Source organism: uncultured Hymenobacter sp., from assembly GCF_964242765.1.
Lineage (GTDB): Bacteria > Bacteroidota > Bacteroidia > Cytophagales > Hymenobacteraceae > Hymenobacter.
In genome coordinates this window covers 1-19,023 of sequence record NZ_CAXTBM010000083.1, presented here as the reverse complement: position 1 = coordinate 19,023, position 19,023 = coordinate 1, and the positions used below count along the sequence as shown (strand labels likewise).

The following is a 19,023-nucleotide window of genomic DNA, read 5'->3' as shown; positions in this document are numbered from 1 at the left end:
GGCCGGGCGAGTCGAGCTTGATGAGCAGGGCCAAGATCGGCAACACCACCGGGAAGACCACCAGGATAACTGCTCCCGAAAAACAGATATCAAACAGGCGTTTCACCACTTGGTTGGTTGGGAAACCCAGGGGGTTTTGCCGAATCGTGAGCACGGGCAGATGGTCGTAGTAGTACACATTTACATCCTTGCGCACGGTGCCCTGGAAATCGGGAATAATGCGGAATGAAATAAAGTGTTGATCGGCAAAGCGCGACAAGTCTTCAATCAGCTCATGCTGATCGAGGGGTAAGGCAAAGTAGATGTCGTTGACTTGCTCCTTCAGGCAATAGTCCTTTAGGGCCGACACTTGGCCTTGCACTAGGTGTTGGAAGTTGGTTGGCGCCGCATCATTGGTGAAAAAGCCCCGAAACTGATCATCAGTGGCATTGTTCGACGCTAGAAACGAGTGAAACTCTTGGGCGCTCGGACTGGTGCCCACAATAACAAATCTATTGCGGGACTGCCCGATAATTTGGTAAAACTTACGGCGCAAATACGTAAGCAGGAAGCGCCCGGCTACTACGCCTACCAGTATAAGGCCGTATACCGTTAGCAGGTAATGAGATGAAAGCCAGTTGGTTGCCATTAGGGTAGCCGCGCTCAGCACGATGCCCGCATGCAGCAAACACGTGCCAAACAGCCGCAGGAACCGCTCCCGGTACGACAGCAAGGGATTGGTGCGGTAGATGTTGGCGTACCGGTCAGAAAGTATCCACCACAGGAGCGCGAAAACGGCGAATAGTAGGGGATAATTGCCTTTAAATGCCCAAGTGCCGGAGTGCTGGTAGCTGGCTAAGCGAAATGCGCCGAAGATGATAATTACATCTAGCCCTGGTAACAGGATGCGCGTGGAGTTAGTATAATAGGAATAGGAGCCCATATACCCAGTGGAGCTTTAGTAGAGAAAAATACTGCAAAAGACATGGTGGGAGTAGTAGAGGCGGCTAATGATGCAATATAGTAGGTAATATTCATTATTAGCTATTTATTATGAACAAATTGACTGTTTAATGTAAAGGGTAATAATAAAAATTTAAATAGTTATATAAAAACCAAGACTGGTGGCTCGTCGTTTCGAACAACAACAGACTGTCTGACAGTCCTTTACTGATATGGTTAGAACATAGCACTGCCCTTCGAATAGTTTAGGCAGTGCTGTGTTCTCTAACCGGAAGGAGTTATTTGTTGACAACCCGAATACTGATGCGCCGATTCAAAGCCCGGCCTTCCAGTGTTGTATTGTCGGCCACAAAATACTTGGCTCCGTAGCCTTTAAACTGTAGCCGGCTGAAGCCAATTCCTTGTTTTACCAAAGCCAGCGCGGCCGTTTTGGCGCGCTGCTCGCTGATTTGCAGATTTGTGGCGCCGTCACCGGTATTATCGGTGTAGCCGCCTAGTTTCACCTTGGCATTCGGAAACGACTTAAGCACCTCTGCTATATTATGCAGTTGCTGTTCCGACTCGGAAGTGAGCGTGGCTTTGCCCGCATCGAAGTACACCCGGTCGAAATTGATCCAGCCTTTCGTCCGGTTCACGGAGTCAACCTGGAAAGCAGGATTTGATAGAAACGTATACAACCGGTTCTCTGTGGAATTGGCACCTACTTTTTGCGCAGTACCATTGGCCAGCGTTAAGATAATAGGCTGACCAGTGTCGTAGATATAGGCATCCCGGTCTTTGTCGTAAATCCCTGTCGTAGAAGCAGTGGGTGCTTCCGCCGGCGTGGTAGCCGACGATGACGTTGGACTGGAAGTGGCGGCTGACGCCAAAGCCGGAGTAGCCATCCGCGGATCAGCGAAAGCGGCCGCAGTGCCAGGGATGGTTGTCAACTGGTCGTGGCCGAAGTAATAGCCCAGGCACACGGCCAGCAAGAGCACTACGGCCCATTGCCAGCGGAACCCACTAGCGGGGCTCGTGGCGGGGGCGCTGGTTTCGGGTTGGGGGGTGAAAGTTGCTCCACCACCAATGGGAGTCCAGATGCCTTGCTCAGCAGGACCAGCCCGCCGCGCCATCGCCGCCGGCCGCGAAGTTAGAGGCGTAGGAATTTGAGTGGTGAGATGGTCATTTAAATCTGCTGGGCGGCGGCTCATGTCCGGGAATAACGCCATGGCAATTTCTGCCTTTTGCGTTCTAAACCAATTCATAAGCTCGGCTTGTGACAGCTCGTTTTCGGCGGCGTATTTCCCAAGCACGCTCAGAACGGCGGCCGCCGCTACAAGCAGCAACGACTGACCCGCCGATTGCCGAATGCTGGATACAATAGCAATTCGGTTGATTAAGCCTTCATATCCATCCCCCGCTAAGCCCTGCATCAAGCTGGCTCCTTTAGCATACCAAGCAGTGGTTTCCAGATGAGGCAAGTGCGGAAATAAATTGGCGCTATAGGCCTCGCGCGCTAAGTCAAGCAGGGTTTCCGGACCTCCTGTTCTCTCCGCCCGCAGCATCAGGCTTTCCAGCACCAGCGGAATAGCTTTTTCCAGGGCTTTTTCTACCCCTCTCTCGCTTTCATCAACCGCTAAGCTTATATGGCTGATGACCTTACTGGTAAAACAAAATTTTACTGCTTCTACTACATTAGTTTTCATTACTCTAAAGTTTAAACTGTAATCAGGGGGATTGTGGGCTTTGGGAGGCTGCTAATAATTCAGCGGAAGCAAGTAGTTGTCGAAACAACGCGGCTGCTAGTAGTAGGCAGCAAGTAGTGACCATAGCCCACAGCAGCATATAGGCACAAACAATAGGCACTCGTAAGGGGAAAAGAGTACGTAGTTGTAGACATAGGCGGGTTTGGGCTAGGTACAAAAAAACAATCTTTTAGAAATATAATAACAAATAATTGTATTATAAACGATGTTTCTATCTTTCTCTGTGAGCGTATAAAATGTGTTTTCTTACAACAGTTGAGTGTTCCACGAATAGTTATATATACAGGATTTCTATAAGCAGCATTGGTTCAGGGTAGCTGAACAGTTTGCTACGGTACAGGTTGGAGTAGTACGTAGCCGAGTTAGTATCGATGCATCAAAGACAAAAAAGCCCCTCCCACCAGAGGCAAGAGGAGCTTTTGTTTGCTTGGAGTTGGTTACTCAGCTAGTTGTATGCGTTCTGTGCGCACGTCGGTGCCATTCTGAATTCGCAGCAGGTAAGTGCCTGCTGGTACATTGTTGGCGGGTATCGTAACCTCGTTAGCACCACTGTGCGCCTGCCGCTGATAATGCGCTACGCGCAAGCCTTGCGGTGTAACAAGCCAGATGTCGAGGGGGCCGGCCTGCTCGTAGGTGGTGTTAATGGTGAACTGCTCGTGCGCGGGATTGGGATAGATGCTTACCGTTGTGAGAGAGAAAGAGCCCGGGGTGCTAGGTGGCGCGGTGGAAGCCGCGCTGCGACCCGCAGTTGTGTTTTGGTTGAAGAATTCCACATCATCGAAATACAGCCACTGGCCAGGCCCTCCGGTGCGGGAGTAAAAGCCAATTTCGCATTGCCCGTTCGTTACATTGATGTCTCGTATTGTTACTTGAACCCAATTTCTGCTTCCTCCCTCCGAAGTACTTGGAATAGCAGTTTCCACTAGCGGCCCCCCAAAATTCTTGGCTAGCATCGTTACGGCGCTCTGGCTGCCGCCGCACCGCACCCAAGCTCGCAAGGTATAGAGGCCGTTGGCAAGGCTGGTTGCCGTTTGGTGGGTGTACACCTCGTAAGGCTGTGGGTGGTAGTGCGTACCGTGGTAGGTGCCTGTGTGCGAACTGCCGTAGCTTTCGCTGTAGTCGGTGTAGTCTTGGCCGCTGGCGCCGCCCCACGTGTGCCAACTCCGCGGTGACTGCACACCCTGGCCATCTTCCTCGAAACTAGGATTCGCCAGCAAGTTAGCTTGGGCGGCGGGAGCCGGAAGCGTAATAGTGACGGCCATAGCAGTGGAGGTGGTTGCGGAGCTAGTGTTGTCGGTGGCGCGGACGGTAAGTTCAAAGGTGCCGGCCGCGGCGGGTATCCAACTCAACTCATAGGGGGCGGAAGTGTCTTCGCCTAGCTTGGTGCTGCCCTCAAAGAATTCCACTTTCGTAACGCTGCCATCCGCATCGGTGGCTGTCGCCGCTACAGTTAGGGCGGTACCAAGAACGGCGGTGCTATTGTTGGTGGGAGACGTTAGGCTGGTAGCCGGTGCTGCATTGGTGGGCGTAGCGCTGCCCACTACGCCCACTATGATGTTGTTTGCTTGCAGTTTCTGCTGCCAAAGTGTCCACTCGTTCTGCTCGGATTGCCGATTGATTGGGTTGGGTAGGTGGGTGGTACCGGTGCAGGTGCTGCACGCCCCGGGGCTCAGGTCTTGGCGGTCGGAGAAGGGGTTGTTGGCGCCCCACCGCACGTAGCCAATGGTGTTTTGCTCGATGCGGTTATTAAAGAAAATTGAACCCGGAGCCTGATAATAATTAAAGACGGCGGTAGCGGCGTAGGTGGCGTTGAGGCGGGAGCCATCGGGCAGCAGGCCACTGGTGACCAGGCGGTTGTCGTGGAAGTAGATGTCGTGGCCGGCGGCAATGTTCATGGCCGCGTTGCAGGTGCTGACAAACTGGTTGTGATGCGCCTCGATAAAGCCGGCCGCCGTTGCCAGAACGGTGCCGTCGCCGTCGGTGGTAAGGCCCGTGCCAGTGAAGCTCGCTCCCGTAGCCGGGAAAGGATACGCGCCTTGCACGTAGTTGTCGTGCACCTGCAAAGGGCTCTGAGAAGTGCCCGACGTGTTGTAGAAGTTGATGTTGTCTTCAACGAGGCTCTGATTGGCCTCATTAACTACTTGGTTGTAGCTGATGTCGACGTTGGAAAGCTGCTGTACCGTGTTCAGCAACAGAAAGCTGCTGCGGGTGCTGCCCTGGTTGTTGCGCCAGCGCCCATCGATGTTGCTGGCTTGGTTGTAGCGTACCGTTAGGGTTTCACTGGGAGAGCCATTGCCGCGCCACCGGTAAACCACAATACCACTCGTGTGCTCGAAGTAGTTGTGTTCGATAGTCAGGCGGCGGGCGTAGGGAATATCCAGGAAGCGTCCTCGTGCTTGCCCATTAAAGGAAGGCTCCAATCCATAACCCCGGCACTGCCGCACAGTTACGTCGGCTCCTTCCGTGGAGACACGCACCAAATCGCCGGCTCCACTCAGTACGCATCCCTCCAGCACCACCGGATCGGTGGTCTCAATACGCACGCAAGGCACGTTCGAGTCCAGACTTTGGTAGTTGCCGGTGTACACGCCGCCCCTCGTAATGGTAATCGGACCCGAGTAAGACACGTTGGGAGCTTGCGCGTGCGTTATGGCTGGCAACAAGGCCAACGCACCAATAACCCAAGCTGAGCAATGCAGTAGGTTTTGTAGAGTAGAACTCAACCCGGAAAAAGTAGGCGTATTTTGCACTTTTACGATCCTGGAATTTAGATGATATGGTGTGTAGCAGTGACTCCGGAAAGACAGGAGCGAAGGCGAGTTACAGCAGCATGTGTTAAATTATATTCACAAATAAAGGCGAAGCCAATAAGGTGAAATGTTCGCTGTCCAGTGCTCAGCAAAACACAGGCATGAACTGGAATCAGCAGGCTTAGAGGAAAGAAGAGCATCCGGTACTCCAAACGGAGTGCTTTAATGCAATACGCTGACAATATGTGATTTAGCGAGCTAAGGACTGCTCTGCTAAGCCACCGAAGTAGACTCTGATTACCTTCTCAACGGCCATTTTCGAAAACTGAAAAATGGTGGCTGAACTTCGCTTTCAGAGGAACATATTTACTTGTCGGCTTTGAAAAGTTCAAATCGAATGTTGGTGTTTATTGCAAATATAGGTATGAGGAGCAAATCCCAAAATGCTCCGACATATTAGGAAATTATATTTTTATTATAAGCATATATTTTAATTATAACGAGCTGCTATAACCTTACTGATAATAGCTTTCACTTTCGTAGGCCTAACAACTTTTGATACAGATAGGGGAAGCTGAGCAGAAACCTGCGAAAACAATAAGTTGAAGCAGGTTGTGGCCGCTTTTGCCAGCGTTTGTGCTTGTCTCGATTTTCGAGTCTTTACAGTGCCAGCAAAACATGTGGCAAACCACTTTCGAATCTATTTTGAAAAAACATGTAGCAACAAATGCCAAAATTTTATTCAAATATTATGCGTAACCCTGCAAGCGAAAGCACGTAGCAAATACCTCCATCCTGTGCTTTAGAAAAGTAAAGCGTACTTACTTCATGGTCAGCGAGGTCACTTCCCAGGCCCAAGACGGAGTGGGGTGAACAGGATTGCTGAGCAGTCAGTCTTAACGAGGCGCTACTGACTTAGCCACTGGATGGCGCCGTGGGCTGCCCAAGCTCCGGTACTAAAGCATCCCTGTAGTAGATAACCGCCGGTAGGGGCTTCCCAGTCCAGCATTTCGCCGGCCAGAAAAGTGCCTGGGCGGCGGTGCAGCATGAGGTGTTCGGTTAGTTCGGGCCACGCCACGCCGCCCGCGCTGCTAATGGCTTCATCGAGGGGGCGCAAGGCCTGCACGGGTAGGGGCAAGTTGCGGAGCAAGGAGGCTAAGGCCTCGGGTGGAGCGGTGAGTTCGTGGGGCGCCACCTCGCGTAGCAAGGTGTAAACGGGCGGCCCAAGGCGCAGCGTCTGACGTAGGAAGTCGGGCAGGGAACGGCCAGGGCTCAAGTTTTGCAGCTTGCCCAACAACTGCTCGTCGCTGAGGTCGGGCTTCAGATCGAGGTGTAGCAGCGCTGGAGCACCTGCAACAAGCGCAGCGCGCAGGCAGGGCGCAAGGGCGTATACCGGCGTGCCTTCCAGGCCGTATTCGGTGAGGAGCAGCTCCCCCCGAATTCGTTGTGAGTTGCAACGCAAAGCAATGTTCTTGAGTGGGGCCCGCCCCACTTTGGTTTGGAAAAAAGGCGACCAGGTCACTTCCACTCCGCAATTGCTGGGCGCAAACGGGGTACAGTGCACCCCTATTTGCTCGAAGGCGGTGACCCACCGACCATCGGAACCCGTTTTGCTCCAACTCGCTCCGCCCAGCGCCAGCACAGTGGCATCGGGAAACACGTCGAATTCGTGGCCGGTAGCTTCGTCGCGCAGGCGTACCCCACGGGCACCCGCGAAGCCCAGCCACCGGTGGCGAGTGTACAAACTAACGCCGAGCTTGTGCAGGTGGCTTAGCCAAGCGCGTAGCAACTCGGCGGGCTTATAAATTTTGAGCGGAAATATTCGGCCACTGGTGCCAACAAAGGTTTCGATTCCTAAGCTGTTGGCCCACTGGCGCAAATCGGTGGGAGAAAAGTGGCGGAGGTAACGACTGAATTCCAACTGGTTGGAACCGTAGCGGGTCTCGAAAGCGGCAGTGTCTTCGGCATTGGTAAGATTGAAGCCGCCGTGGCCAGCCACCAGAAACTTGCGCCCCATAGTGGCCTGGGCCTCGTACACGGCCACCCGGTGGCCAGCTTCGGCCAAGCGCTGAGCTGCTAGTAGCCCGGCCGGGCCGCCCCCAATAACAGCAACAAAGGAAGACAACGACATCAATTCAATTAAGCAGTCCTTAAATCGGGGAGGGCGCAAAGTACGATAAAGCGGTGGGTTGCCTGGGCAACTTAGCGCTTGGTTGGATTGAGTAGCAGAGCGTACTTCAGCTTATACGGTGGGTTGCACTTGCCAATGAACTTATGGAGGTGCCAGCAGTGCCAGCGGCACAGCACGGCGCAACTGAGATTTTGGCCGTACAAGAAGCTGTTCATTACGCTGGCACATGCCGGTTGCTCCTGCTACATGGGTTCCTATTCCATTCTTATCGGCCTGAGCGTGGCCGTCATTCTCTCCTATTTGTTTGATGTGGTAGCGCGCGCCACTCGGATACCCTCGGTGCTGATGCTACTGCTCACTGGCATTGCCTTGCGCAAAGCCGCCGACTACTTCAACTTCACGCCCGGCATTCCGCCCGTGGTGCTGGAGATCTTTGGCATTATTGGCTTGATCATGATTGTGCTGGAGGGAGCCCTCGATCTTAAACTCAGCCGCGACAAAGCGCCGCTCATCCGGCGGTCCTTTTTGGCCGCGGCTTTCACTCTGGTAGTACAGGCCGTAGCCATCGCGCTACTCTTGCAGGCGTACTTGGGCGCTTCATTCCAAAGCTGCCTCGTAAACGCCGTGCCGCTGTCAGTTATCAGTTCGGCCATTGCCATTCCAAGCGTGGCCAATCTGATGGGCGAAAAACAGGAATTTATCGTGTATGAAAGCACCTTCTCTGATATCCTGGGAATCATGCTTTTCAACTTCGCCCTGCAAGACAATTTCGCTCAGGGTGTGTCCCTCATCACATTCTCGCTTGATGTGGTAGCGGTGGTGGTAGTAGCCATTCTGAGCACCGCCGCTTTGGCGTTTCTGCTGGGCCGTATTCGCTTGCACGTCAAGTTTTTCCTGATTTTGGCCTTCCTGATTCTGCTTTACAGCTTAGCCAAGCAACTACACCTCTCGTCGTTGGTACTGGTGCTGGTATTCGGACTCGCCGTTAACAATGCCGAGTTAATTCTGCGTGGCCCGCGCCTACAGCGCTGGCTGCATCCCGAGCAGTTGGCCGCCGAACTGCATCCGCTTAAAAGCATCACCGCCGAATCGGCCTTTCTGATTCGGACGTTTTTCTTTCTGCTGTTTGGGTTCAGCATCACGCTGGGGGGCCTGCTCAGTGGCACCTTGCTGGTGCAGGGAATCTTGATTGTGGCCGTCCTCACGGCTATCCGCTACGTGTACCTGCGCTATATTGCCCGCACCGATCTTGTGCCCGAGTTATTTATTGCGCCCAAAGGGCTTATTACGGTTTTGTTGTTCTACGGCATTCCAGCCAAACACCACATCGGCGAAGTCGGGGAAAACATCCTCTTTATTGTGATTCTACTCACCGGTTTGCTTATGATGATTGGCCTCCAACTCGCCAACCGCAAGCCGGAAATAGGAGAGTTTTAGCTGCGGTATGGAAGTGCCGAAACGGCGAACAGAATGTTTGGTTGTTAGTGTTAACTGCGCGGTTAAATCAGCTAATTCACCGATTGCTCACTATTCTGTTTCCTTTAGAAGCTGCTTGCGGTAGCCGGCCAAGATGGTTGACTTCAACAGGAAGCCCACATAGTGGCCGTGGTCGACGACGGGCAGAGCCGGGACGCCGAGCTGCTCCATGCAGCGTAGCGTATCGAGCAGCGAATCGTCGGGGTTGACGGTGGCGGGCGGGTCGGTCATCAGGTCGCGCACGCGGGTGGTGCTGTAGTGGGCGTCGTCGAAAAGGGCATCGCGCACCGTGTCCAGGGTGACGACACCTACCAACTGGCCGTCTTGGTCAACTACGGGAAATATGTTGCGGCTGGCGTGGCGGAAGGTTTTCACCAAGTCGCCGAGGGTATCGCCGGGGTGTACTGCCACAAAATCGGTTTGCACCAGATGCAACACATCCATTTGTGCCAGCAACCCCCGGTCACGGTCTTTGTGGACGTATACGCCGCGCTGCACCAATTTGCGTGTGTACACCGAGTACGGCTCGAAGTAGCGGGTAATCAGGTAGGAACTGCTCGTAACCACCATCAAAGGCACGAAGAGCGCATAACCACCCGTGATTTCCGCAATAAGGAAGATGGCAGTGAGCGGAGCGTGTACCACGCCGGCCAGCACGCCGGCCATGCCAAGCACGATAAAGTGCACTTCCGGCACGGTAGTGAGGCCGCTCAGGTTGACGACGCGCGCAAATACAAAGCCCAGCAAGGCCCCCGCAAACAGCGACGAACCGAACATGCCCCCGTTGCCGCCCGCCCCCACCGTGATGGTAGTAGCAAATACCTTGAGCAGCATACTGGCAGCGGCTACGGCCAACAGAATCCACACGTTCTCGTCTCGATACACCGCGAAAATGGACCCGTTAACTAATTGCTGCCCTTGCCCAGCCAACAAAAGCTGCACAATGTTGTAGCCCTCACCGTAGAGCGGCGGAAACAAAAACACGAGGATGCCTAGCGCCAGCCCCCCAAGCAACACCTTGCGAAAAGCACCCGGCCAACGCTCGAAAAACTTGTCGGCCGCGAAGTACACCCGAATCATGTACACCGACAGCATGGCCGTGCACAGCCCCAGCATGATATAGAACGGAATAGCATCGACGGGCCAGCTGGTGGTGATAAGCACGAAAGGCTGCCCCTCAAACAACGCCTTCGATACCACCGTAGCCGTGGCCGCCGACACCAGCAAGGGAATGAAAAACGGGGCGGATAATTCGCCGAGCACCACTTCTACGGCAAACAGCACCCCCGCAATAGGCGAGTTGAAGATGGCCGCCACCCCGGCCGCCGCGCCACAGCCGACCAACAGGCGCCGTTCGCGCGGACCCACGCGCAGCAGGCGGGCCAAGTTAGAGCCCTGCGCCGCCCCGGTTACGGAAATAGGAGCCTCCAAACCCGCTGAGCCACCAAACGAAACGGTGATAAACGAAGTAACGAACTGCGAATACAGTTTGCTGCGCGGCACGATGCTGCCTTGCCGGGCAATGTTGTAGATGATGGGGCCTAATCCCCGGCTGAGGTTGCCATTCAGAAAATAGCGCGTGAAAAGAACCGACAGCGCAATACCGATAATGGGGTACAAAAAAAACGCGAATACGCGCTTTTCCTCGGGCACCCAAGAATAAAGAAATTCCTGTGAGCGGCGCACCGAGTTTTTCAGCAGCACTGCCGTTAGGCCAGCCATCAACCCGACCAGCACACTCACCAGAATTAGGTGTACTCGGTTGTTGACGTGACGTAAGCGCCAGAGCAGCAACGGACTGAGAAGCCGATGAACAAAATTTTTGGGCATAGCCGCAGGGCAATAGGGATGACGGCCAGGCAAAGCCGTTGGCAAGTCCAAACTCTCTTAACGCATGTTACTAAAAAAACGCCTTGAGCTAGTAGTTTCGGCGCGCAATAATCTTGCCTACTTACTGCGCCAACGTGGGCGGGGCGTAGCCTTTATCGAGCAGCAGGTTCTTTACTTTCTGCATTACCTCGCTCTTGGTTTCGAGGGCACCCCGGCGGTATTCCTCGGATGAAGACCAGAAGTAGAGGCGCACATCGGCCGTGGTATCAGTTGATTTTTCCAGCACCAGATAGGGTGCTCGCGGACTGTCATGGTGCAAATCAGGCAGGGTGCTCAGAAATTCAAGCACCACGTCCCGCACCTGTTCGTAGCTGCCCTCAGGGCCATAATTAACGGTAATTAGAAAATCCTGCCGCAGGTCGCCGTTGCGGGTGAAGTTGACGAGTGGTTCCTTGAGCACGATGGAGTTGGGCAGGAATACGTGCTTGCCATCGAAGGTGCGAATAACGGTGGTCCGCAGGTTCAGGGCTTCTACGTGGCCTATTTGGTCCCGGATCTGCACGGTATCGTTGAGATGAAAGGGACGATTGAAGGCTAGAATTACGCCGGCCAGAAAGTTCTCGGCAATGTCCTTGAAGGCAAAGCCTACCACGAAAGCCGACAAACCGGCCGCGCTTAGCATTCCGGTTACCACGCCCGAAAGCCCAATGACCTCCATGGCGAGCAGTAACCCGAGCAGCCACAGCGCCCAGCGACTGATGCCCGTGAGAAAGTCGGCCAGCAACGGGTCGTGGGCCCGGCCGCGCAACCGGGTGCCTAGCGCCCGGCTGAGGCGGTTTGCGACAAGAATAGCAATGGCCAGCAGGACCAGCGCCAGCAGCAGCTTCGGCAAAACAAACAAAAACTGCTGCCAGTACGTGGCCAGTACACGTTGCAAATCGTGAATCATGAAAACAGGGTACGGTAAAACCAACAACCCCGCGGCGGGTGGCCAGCGGGGCAGAAAAGCGTTTTACGCTGAAAACAAGCGAATAGATTTAGGTTAGTTGGTCGTGCCCCTCACCGACTTGCCCCGAAAGGAACAGCGCGCGGGACGCTACACACCGGCGGGCCGATTCAGCCAGCGCCAGAATAGCAGACCTCCCACCGCGTAAGCCACCACATCGAGCGGGTCGGCGGTGGCGCGTGCGTCGATGCGAGGAAGCACCCCCTCAAACCATATGGCTGTCACGAGCCAGGCGCTGAAAATCCAGGAAGCGGGGAGTTTGAAGCCAGGGCTGCGGAAGTACCAGTGGCGCATAACGTAGAGGATGAGCGTAAGCTCCAGCGGTAAAGCGAGAACATCAGCCAAGTAAAAGCGCACCAAACTCGGAAGCTGCCAATCGGCAAAGAGCGGCCCGCCGTATTTGTGCGCGGCAACCAGCACGTACAACGCTACGCCTACCAAAAACAGCGGGTGGCGCAACTCGCCGGGCCACCTTCTCATCCGGCCAGTAGCGCAACCAGCCACAGCAGAAAAGAAACCATGGCCCCGAAAGCCAACTGCCCGCCCCGAATGATGTGCTTGAAAAAGCGCAGCGTGGGACCATCATCCGGCTTGATTTCGAGGCGCATAAAGGACGGCAGCGGCTCATTGGCCAGCGCCTCGCGCGCCTGTTCGCTGCGCATGCGAGGGGCATCCAGGTACAGCCCGCACCGCTCGCACCGGTCGTCGGCCCGCTGCTGCCAACGGCTCCAGAACCCGCAGTGTGGGCATTTTTTGGAGGCAGTAAGCGGCGGTTGTTCCATGGAGCAAAAATAAGGCTTGAGGCCGTGTAATGAGTTGAAAAGTTATCGGAGAGCAGTAACTAGAAAATGCAGTGTGCAACTTCAAACAGATGGTGCTACTTTGCTTGCCGCTTGAAATCTGGCAGGCAGCTGAATGTTTAGAAGGGTTGCGCCGGAACCCGCTTTCAACCACGTGAGTTCCGGCGCAACGGCCGCTATAGCAACAAACAAATCATGGCAAATCGTCGGGCATCTATTACGGATCTAGCCAAACAGCTAAACTTATCGCCCTCCACTATTTCCCGCGCCCTCTCCGATCATGAAGACGTCAGCCAAGCCACCAAGGTCCGGGTGCGGCAGTTGGCTGCTGCCCTCAACTATCAGCCCAACCAACTAGCGGCGGGCTTGCGCCGGGGACGCAGCAAAATGCTGGGCGTGTTGGTGCCGCACATCACCGGCAACTTTTTCCCGCAGGTAGTACACGGTATTGCCACCGAGGCCAGCTTATCGGGCTTCAACGTGATGATCTTTCAATCAAACGAAGACGAGCAGCAGGAAAGAAAAAACATCGAGCTGCTCATGAACGCGCAGGTAGAGGGGATTCTGGTGTCGTTGGCTAACACCACGCACAACTTCAAGCACTTTGAAACGGTGCGAGACAACACCTTGCCCCTGGTTTTCTTCGATCGAATAGTGGAAGGCATTGCGGGGGCGAGCGTCGGCGCGGTGGTGATTGACGACTATCAGGGGGCCTACGAGGTGGTGACGCACCTGGTGGCCCAGGGCTGCACCCGAATTGCGCACTTCACGGGCCCGTTGCATCTTAATATTCACCGCCACCGCCACCAGGGCTACCTCGACGCCTTGCAGGCGCACGGGCTGCCCGCCGAGGACGACCTGACTGTCTGCTGCGAAATGAGTTTGGCGGGCGGTATTGAAGGGATGCAGCAGATGTTGGCCCTGCCCCGGCGGCCCGATGCCGTATTCTCTTCTATCGATGTGGCTGCCGTGGGAGCCATGCAGGTGCTCAAGCAAGCCGGCATCCGGGTGCCCCACGACGTTGCCCTAGTCGGTTTCAGCAACGAGCAGTTCACGGCCTTCACTGACCCCGCCATTACCAGCGTCGACCAGCACTGCGAACTGATGGGCCGCACGGCCGTGCAGTTGCTGCTCGATATGATAACCGACGACCCGGAGCGGCCGGCCTCCCCGCACAACATTGTGCTTAAACCTAAGTTGCTGATTCGCGAATCGTCTATGCGCAAGCCGGAATAGTTTCTTCTCGAATCAGCTGATTCGAGAAGAAACTATTCCGGCTTGCGCGTAGCACAGCTTCCACTTGTGCCGGCTGGTGGCCGCTTCCGTATGCTGGCCCATCTCCGACGCAAGCGGAAGGGGAGGCTACAACTCCATGATATCCTCGTTCCAGAGCGTTGGCTCGGCTTCAATAAATTCCTGCATCATCTCCACGCACTCGTCTAGGTCCAGAACGACGACTTCGACGCCGTGGCTTTCCAGAAACTCCCGGGACTCGCCGAAGGTGCGCGCCTCCCCAACTATCACCTTTGGGATTTTGAACTGCACGATGGTGCCAGCGCACATAAAGCAAGGCATGAGCGTGGTGTAAAGCACCGTATCCCGGTAGGTGCGCTGCCGGCCGGCGTTGCGCAGCGCATCCATTTCGCCGTGGGCAATGGGGTCGAGTTCCTGCACCCGCTTGTTGTGTCCCCGGCTCACGATTTCGCCGTTGCGCATCAGCACCGAGCCAATCGGGATACCACCTTCTTTGCGTCCTTGCCGCGCCTCATCGATGGCGGCCTGCATGAATTCGTCCATGAGTTACTAGTTAAAGGCTTACTGATTTGCGTTTTATAGAGTACAGCATTCTGTTGGTGCTGGTTTTCTAGCGGCCAAGTTAGGCTGAGTCCACCGAAGACTGCTACTGCCGTACCCTCCAAACCCGACTATTTGCTGTATTACAGCACACGAACGGCGAGTTACAGAACGCAGCGCAAGAACCGGCCTGTGCAAGTAAGTACCTGCCTTATTAAACCTTGCCTTACCAACCAAATTCCGTCTGCTTTTTGTCTGTAGCGGGCCAGGACTGAAAATTGAAGTTATGCAGGACGCTAACCCTTTTCCTTAATTTCAGTAATGGGTAGCAGATTATATTTCCAAGGAACAAGGATAGGTGGTTGACACTGAAAAAGTTAAATAATATTCGGGTAATGGGTTTGTATTTTATCCATGGTACTATTGCAATAGAATATTGTCTTCTCAACTTATTCACAACGGCCATTTCAATGAAACACTTTTTACGCGCACTAGCTGCTTTACTTCTGCTTACGCAGAATTTGGTGGCTCAGCAAGTCTTAACCACCTCGCCTTTCAAAGAAAACTTCAATAACATCGGCGCAGGTCTTCCTGCCAACTTCACCGTTCGCACGGGGGCAACCGCTACCAGCCTAGGTACGCCTGTTGCACTAACAACAGCCGCTACAAATCGCAACAACACCGCTGGCGCGTTCAAAAACTTTGCTTCAGCCGATGTTGCTGAAGGATCTGCTACGGACCGCGCCCTGGGCGTACGGCAATCCGGCTCATTCGGTGACCCCGGCGCGGCCTTTGTCTTTCAAATAAATAATACGCTCAATAAAACAGGATTCGCCCTGAAATTCGAGCTACAATCGTTGGATGCTAGCTCGCCTCGCCTTACCACTTGGCGCGTAGACTACGGTGTTGGTGCCGAGCCAACCGCGTTTGCGCCCGCCACCGCTACCGGCACTCTGACAACGGGCGGCAGCACCTTCACCAACAACGTGGTTAACGTAGATTTCGGCCAAACGCTCAACAACCTGCCCGATAACGTTTGGATTCGGCTTGTTGCGCTGAGCCCTACTACGGGCTCAGGCAACCGGGCTAGCTCGGCCATCGACGATTTCGAGTTAAGCTGGAACAACGCCACTACCGGCCCGCCCACGCTGGCTATCAGTCCGGCCACGCTGAGCTTTGGCACGCAGAACGTCGGGACCAGCTCCGCTGGGAAGCCGTACACGCTCAATAGTTCTAATCTGGATGGCACCCAAGTGCAGGTGGCTACTACTGCTCCTTTCGCGGTAGCCAAAACGTCAACGGGGCCTTACGCCAGCTCGCTAACCTACACGGCGGCCGAACTCGCCACTGGCAGCACGCCCGTGTACGTGCAGTTCAGCCCCACCACCACGGGCGCGGCCACGGGTACCATCACCAACTCAGGTGGTGGCGCTGAGTTGCAGACGGTTAGCGTCTCGGGCTCGGGCTTCGACCCCAACCTGATTACCAAGATCAGCAGCATTCAGGGAACGGGCGCCACCGTGGCAGCCGGCACTTACAACGTGGAGGCCATCGTGACGGGCGTATATGCCACCCTCAATCCGGCGGGCTTTTACGTGCAGGAAGAAGACAGCGATTCGGATGGCAACGGCAACTCTTCGGAGGCTATTTTCGTGGTGCAGGCCGGCGCTACTGTTGCCGTGGGCGACAAAGTGAAAGTGACGGGCGTAGCGCAGGAAACCAGTGCAACGCCCTCGTTCAATCAAGCCGTACTGACGTCGTCGGTTGTTACGGTGCTTTCGTCGGGCCATGCGCTGCCGGCTTTTACTGCGCTGGTCAATGCCACGTATTCGGCCGCTGAAGCCGAGAAATACGAAGGAATGCTGGTGGCCTTTACCAACCCGCTAACGGTAGCCGAGGTCAGAAATGTGAAGCAGTTTGGGGAGTTGATTCTCTCCACCAACAGCACCTTGTACCAACCCACGCAAGCCGTGGACCCCAACGACAACCCCGCTACTGGCACCACCAGTACCGGCGCTGCCAACGTTGCGGCCGTGAAGGCCTACGAACTGGCTAACGCGAATAAGAGTATTGTCTTAGACGACGGCAGTGCCCTTTCTAATCCTTCGCCCACCCCTTATTTGGATGCTACGCTGCAAACGGTGCGCGCTAATAGCACTATCTCAAATGTGAAAGGCATTCTGGGTTACGGCTTCAACACGTACCGCATTCAACCCTTAGCGGGTGCTGGCAACGCCCCAGTGGTAACCGTAGCGCGCCCCACGGTACCCACTTTCACGAAGTTCGACGTGAAGCTGGCTAGCTTCAACGTGCTGAATTACTTTAACGGCGACGGGCAGGGCGGCGGTTTTCCGACTGCTAGAGGAGCCCGTACGCCAGTTGAATTCAGCCGGCAGCGCAGCAAGATTATCAAGGCGCTGACGGAGATGAACGCCGACGTGGTAGGCCTGATCGAAATCGAGAACGATGGGACGGAAGCCACTTCGGCCATCCAAGACTTGGTAAACGGCTTGAACACCGCACTCGGTAGCCCTGTCTACAGCATCGTGCAGGATGGAACCACCACGCAACCCGGCAACACCGACGCCATCCGCTGTGCTATTATCTACAAGCCGGCTGTGGTGCAACCCTTGGGGGCCGTGCTGCTGGGCACCGATAATGTGTTTGAGCGCCCACCCATCGCGCAGGTATTCACCCTGACTGCCTCGCCCGACACCCTGACCTACATCGTCAACCATTTCAAATCCAAGGCCAGCGGGACCGGCGTTGACGCCGACCAGGGCGACGGCCAAGGCCCTTCCAACAACCGCCGCAAAGCCCAAGCACTAGGCTTGCTGAACTTCGTGAATACCACCGTAATTCCGGCCGGCAACAACAACATTGTAAGCGTAGGCGACTACAACGCCTATTTTGAAGAAGACCCGTTAGATATTTTGCGGGCCGGCGGCCTGACCGTCACGGGCTCGGCCACGTCGATTTCCTACGTCTTTGACGGGCTGAGTGGCTCCTTGGACCACGCCGTGTTGTCGGCGCCCCTCACGCCGTTTGCTACCGTAAAGAAGTGGAACATCAATGCCGAAGAGCCCGAATTCTTGCAGTATAACCTGGCCGGTGCCGCCACCGATGTCAACAGCCCCTACCGCTCTTCCGACCACGATCCGCTGCTCATCGCCCTGGATTTCCCGACCATCATCAAGCTAACGGCATTCACGGGTGCGCAGTCGGGCAACAAAGTCAAGCTGGATTGGACGGTTGTAAACCGGGCTACCACTGGGTTTGTGGTAGAGCGCACCCTTGACGGTAAAGTGTACAAGGAAGTTGATGCGGTGAAAGCCAACAAAAACCAAGGCCCAACTGCCAACAATTATTCCGCTATGGATTATGATCCGGTGGAGGGTGTTGCGTACTACCGCCTCAAGCAAGTTGACACAGACGGCACTCTTATTTATTCGCCGCTGATTGCCGTGGAATTCGAGGCTAAGTACGAGTTGGTGGTGTACCCTAATCCGGTGAACAACTACATGATAGTCTTGCTGGTAGGTAATTACTCTCTCAATCAGTCTTACAGTCTGGAGCTGATTTCCAGTCAGACTGGTCAGTCGGCTCTCTCGCTGACGGGGAATATGTTGCAGCTGCAACCTCAAATCAACCGCTATATCTCCCGAGTGAAAGCGGGCATTTACACGTTGCGCCTGACGGGCCCTAATGCGGTGTATACCCAACGCATAGTGAAACAATAAGTAGCCGGCCGCAACAGCTCGATGAAGAGCTGAACGATTCTTGCAAACCAAAAAGCCCCGTTCTAGAACGGGGCTTTTTCTTGCTAGTTCTTTAAAGGTAGCCCAATCCTTTATCTGGCACATATGCCCCGGTAGGGGCAATACTGGCACTTTTCTAGGTCGTCGGTCTTGCGGATGGCCTCGGTGGGGTCGAGAATGCGGTTGACTAGCTGGCTCAGGAGTTCCTCGCTGCGCGCCATGAACGATTGGCCATCCGCAGTCAGAAACGACATATCAGCCGACATGGGGCCGGCCGGAATGTTGCGCAGCGAAATAATGGCGGCATCGGCGGCGGGTCGGCCGCCCTGCTCCAGCATAAACCGGTAGAGCCAGAGCTGCCGCACCTTGTCCGCCGCCGATGTATCCTCCCGAATCAGGCGCTCGGCGGCCTCGGCGGGCGTTTCGTTGCGCTTTTGCAGCTTCAATTCGTGGGCGTGTACGAGGCCGGTTTTGTAGTCGACCACCCGCAGGCGGCCGTCGGGGAGCTGGTCGACCCGGTCGGCAAAGCCGATCAGGCTAACGGGCAGCCTTTCGCCGCTCGGCAGCGCCACGTAGATGGTGGCCTGCAAGCCTTCTTCGATGCTTTGAATTTGGAGGGGCAGGCCATTGGGCTGCGTGAGCAGACTTTCGAAGTAGCGCCGCACCAGTTGGGTGGCCACCTGGCCCCGCACGTGGTTGAGGCCCTCATCGGCCCGGGCGTGGCGGTCGTCTTCTTCTCTGCGCAACGCCTTGGCTACTAGCGCCGGAGCGGTCTTCACTAAGTCCGGAAT

The 19,023-nt window shown here is 55.2% G+C and carries 11 protein-coding genes and 3 pseudogenes; 3 read left to right on the top strand and 11 right to left on the bottom strand.

Annotated features, from left to right (window positions below; translation table 11 throughout):
- The 5 genes and pseudogenes from ACFE7X_RS22480 to ACFE7X_RS22460 all read right to left on the bottom strand — a co-directional run.
- A pseudogene (locus ACFE7X_RS22480) lies at window positions 1–922 on the bottom strand (hypothetical protein); the annotation flags it as partial.
- Window positions 923–1,220: 298 nt separating this feature from the next.
- The gene (locus ACFE7X_RS22475) at window positions 1,221–2,627 is read right to left on the bottom strand and encodes an OmpA family protein (RefSeq protein WP_375437929.1); all 1,407 of its coding nucleotides are present in this window, start codon (window positions 2,625–2,627) and stop codon (window positions 1,221–1,223) included.
- Window positions 2,628–3,124: 497 nt separating this feature from the next.
- Window positions 3,125–3,352: pseudogene (locus ACFE7X_RS22470) on the bottom strand (T9SS type A sorting domain-containing protein); the annotation flags it as partial.
- A gap of 651 nt (window positions 3,353–4,003) precedes the next feature.
- A pseudogene (locus ACFE7X_RS22465) lies at window positions 4,004–4,582 on the bottom strand (Ig-like domain-containing protein); the annotation flags it as partial.
- Window positions 4,583–6,344: 1,762 nt separating this feature from the next.
- Window positions 6,345–7,568, bottom strand: coding sequence for an NAD(P)/FAD-dependent oxidoreductase (locus ACFE7X_RS22460; RefSeq protein WP_375437928.1), 1,224 nt, complete (start codon window positions 7,566–7,568; stop codon window positions 6,345–6,347).
- Between the two features lie 246 nt (window positions 7,569–7,814).
- Between ACFE7X_RS22460 and ACFE7X_RS22455 the strand changes: the two genes are divergently transcribed.
- On the top strand, window positions 7,815–9,005 hold the full coding sequence (locus ACFE7X_RS22455; protein WP_375437927.1) for a cation:proton antiporter: 1,191 nt from the start codon (window positions 7,815–7,817) through the stop codon (window positions 9,003–9,005).
- A gap of 90 nt (window positions 9,006–9,095) precedes the next feature.
- Here ACFE7X_RS22455 and ACFE7X_RS22450 read toward each other — a convergent pair whose 3' ends face one another.
- The 4 genes from ACFE7X_RS22450 to ACFE7X_RS22435 form a co-directional block, all read right to left on the bottom strand.
- Window positions 9,096–10,874 (bottom strand): chloride channel protein, encoded by a 1,779-nt coding sequence (locus tag ACFE7X_RS22450; protein ID WP_375437926.1) that lies wholly within the window; start codon window positions 10,872–10,874, stop codon window positions 9,096–9,098.
- Window positions 10,875–10,995: 121 nt separating this feature from the next.
- On the bottom strand, window positions 10,996–11,823 hold the full coding sequence (locus ACFE7X_RS22445) for a mechanosensitive ion channel family protein (protein ID WP_375437925.1): 828 nt from the start codon (window positions 11,821–11,823) through the stop codon (window positions 10,996–10,998).
- 147 nt (window positions 11,824–11,970) lie between these two features.
- A complete protein-coding gene (locus ACFE7X_RS22440; protein ID WP_375437924.1) occupies window positions 11,971–12,360 on the bottom strand; it encodes a hypothetical protein in 390 nt (129 codons plus the stop codon).
- On the bottom strand, window positions 12,357–12,662 hold the full coding sequence (locus ACFE7X_RS22435) for a hypothetical protein (RefSeq protein WP_375437923.1): 306 nt from the start codon (window positions 12,660–12,662) through the stop codon (window positions 12,357–12,359). Before ACFE7X_RS22435 ends, ACFE7X_RS22440 begins: the two co-directional genes overlap by 4 nt.
- 213 nt (window positions 12,663–12,875) lie before the next feature.
- On the opposite strand from ACFE7X_RS22435, the gene ACFE7X_RS22430 reads away from it, so the two are divergent.
- On the top strand, window positions 12,876–13,916 hold the full coding sequence (locus ACFE7X_RS22430) for a LacI family DNA-binding transcriptional regulator (RefSeq protein WP_375437922.1): 1,041 nt from the start codon (window positions 12,876–12,878) through the stop codon (window positions 13,914–13,916).
- A gap of 126 nt (window positions 13,917–14,042) precedes the next feature.
- Here ACFE7X_RS22430 and ACFE7X_RS22425 read toward each other — a convergent pair whose 3' ends face one another.
- Window positions 14,043–14,477, bottom strand: a complete 435-nt coding sequence (locus ACFE7X_RS22425; protein WP_375437921.1) for a nucleoside deaminase — start codon at window positions 14,475–14,477, stop codon at window positions 14,043–14,045.
- Between the two features lie 467 nt (window positions 14,478–14,944).
- Here ACFE7X_RS22425 and ACFE7X_RS22420 point away from each other — a divergent pair, with 467 nt between their 5' ends.
- Window positions 14,945–18,214: an ExeM/NucH family extracellular endonuclease gene (locus ACFE7X_RS22420; protein ID WP_375437920.1), complete on the top strand. Its 3,270-nt coding sequence runs from the start codon at window positions 14,945–14,947 to the stop codon at window positions 18,212–18,214.
- Window positions 18,215–18,324: 110 nt separating this feature from the next.
- On the opposite strand, the gene ACFE7X_RS22415 is transcribed toward ACFE7X_RS22420, so the two are convergent.
- A partial coding sequence (locus ACFE7X_RS22415; protein ID WP_375437919.1) for a RecB family exonuclease occupies window positions 18,325–19,023 on the bottom strand: 699 nt, incomplete at its 5' end.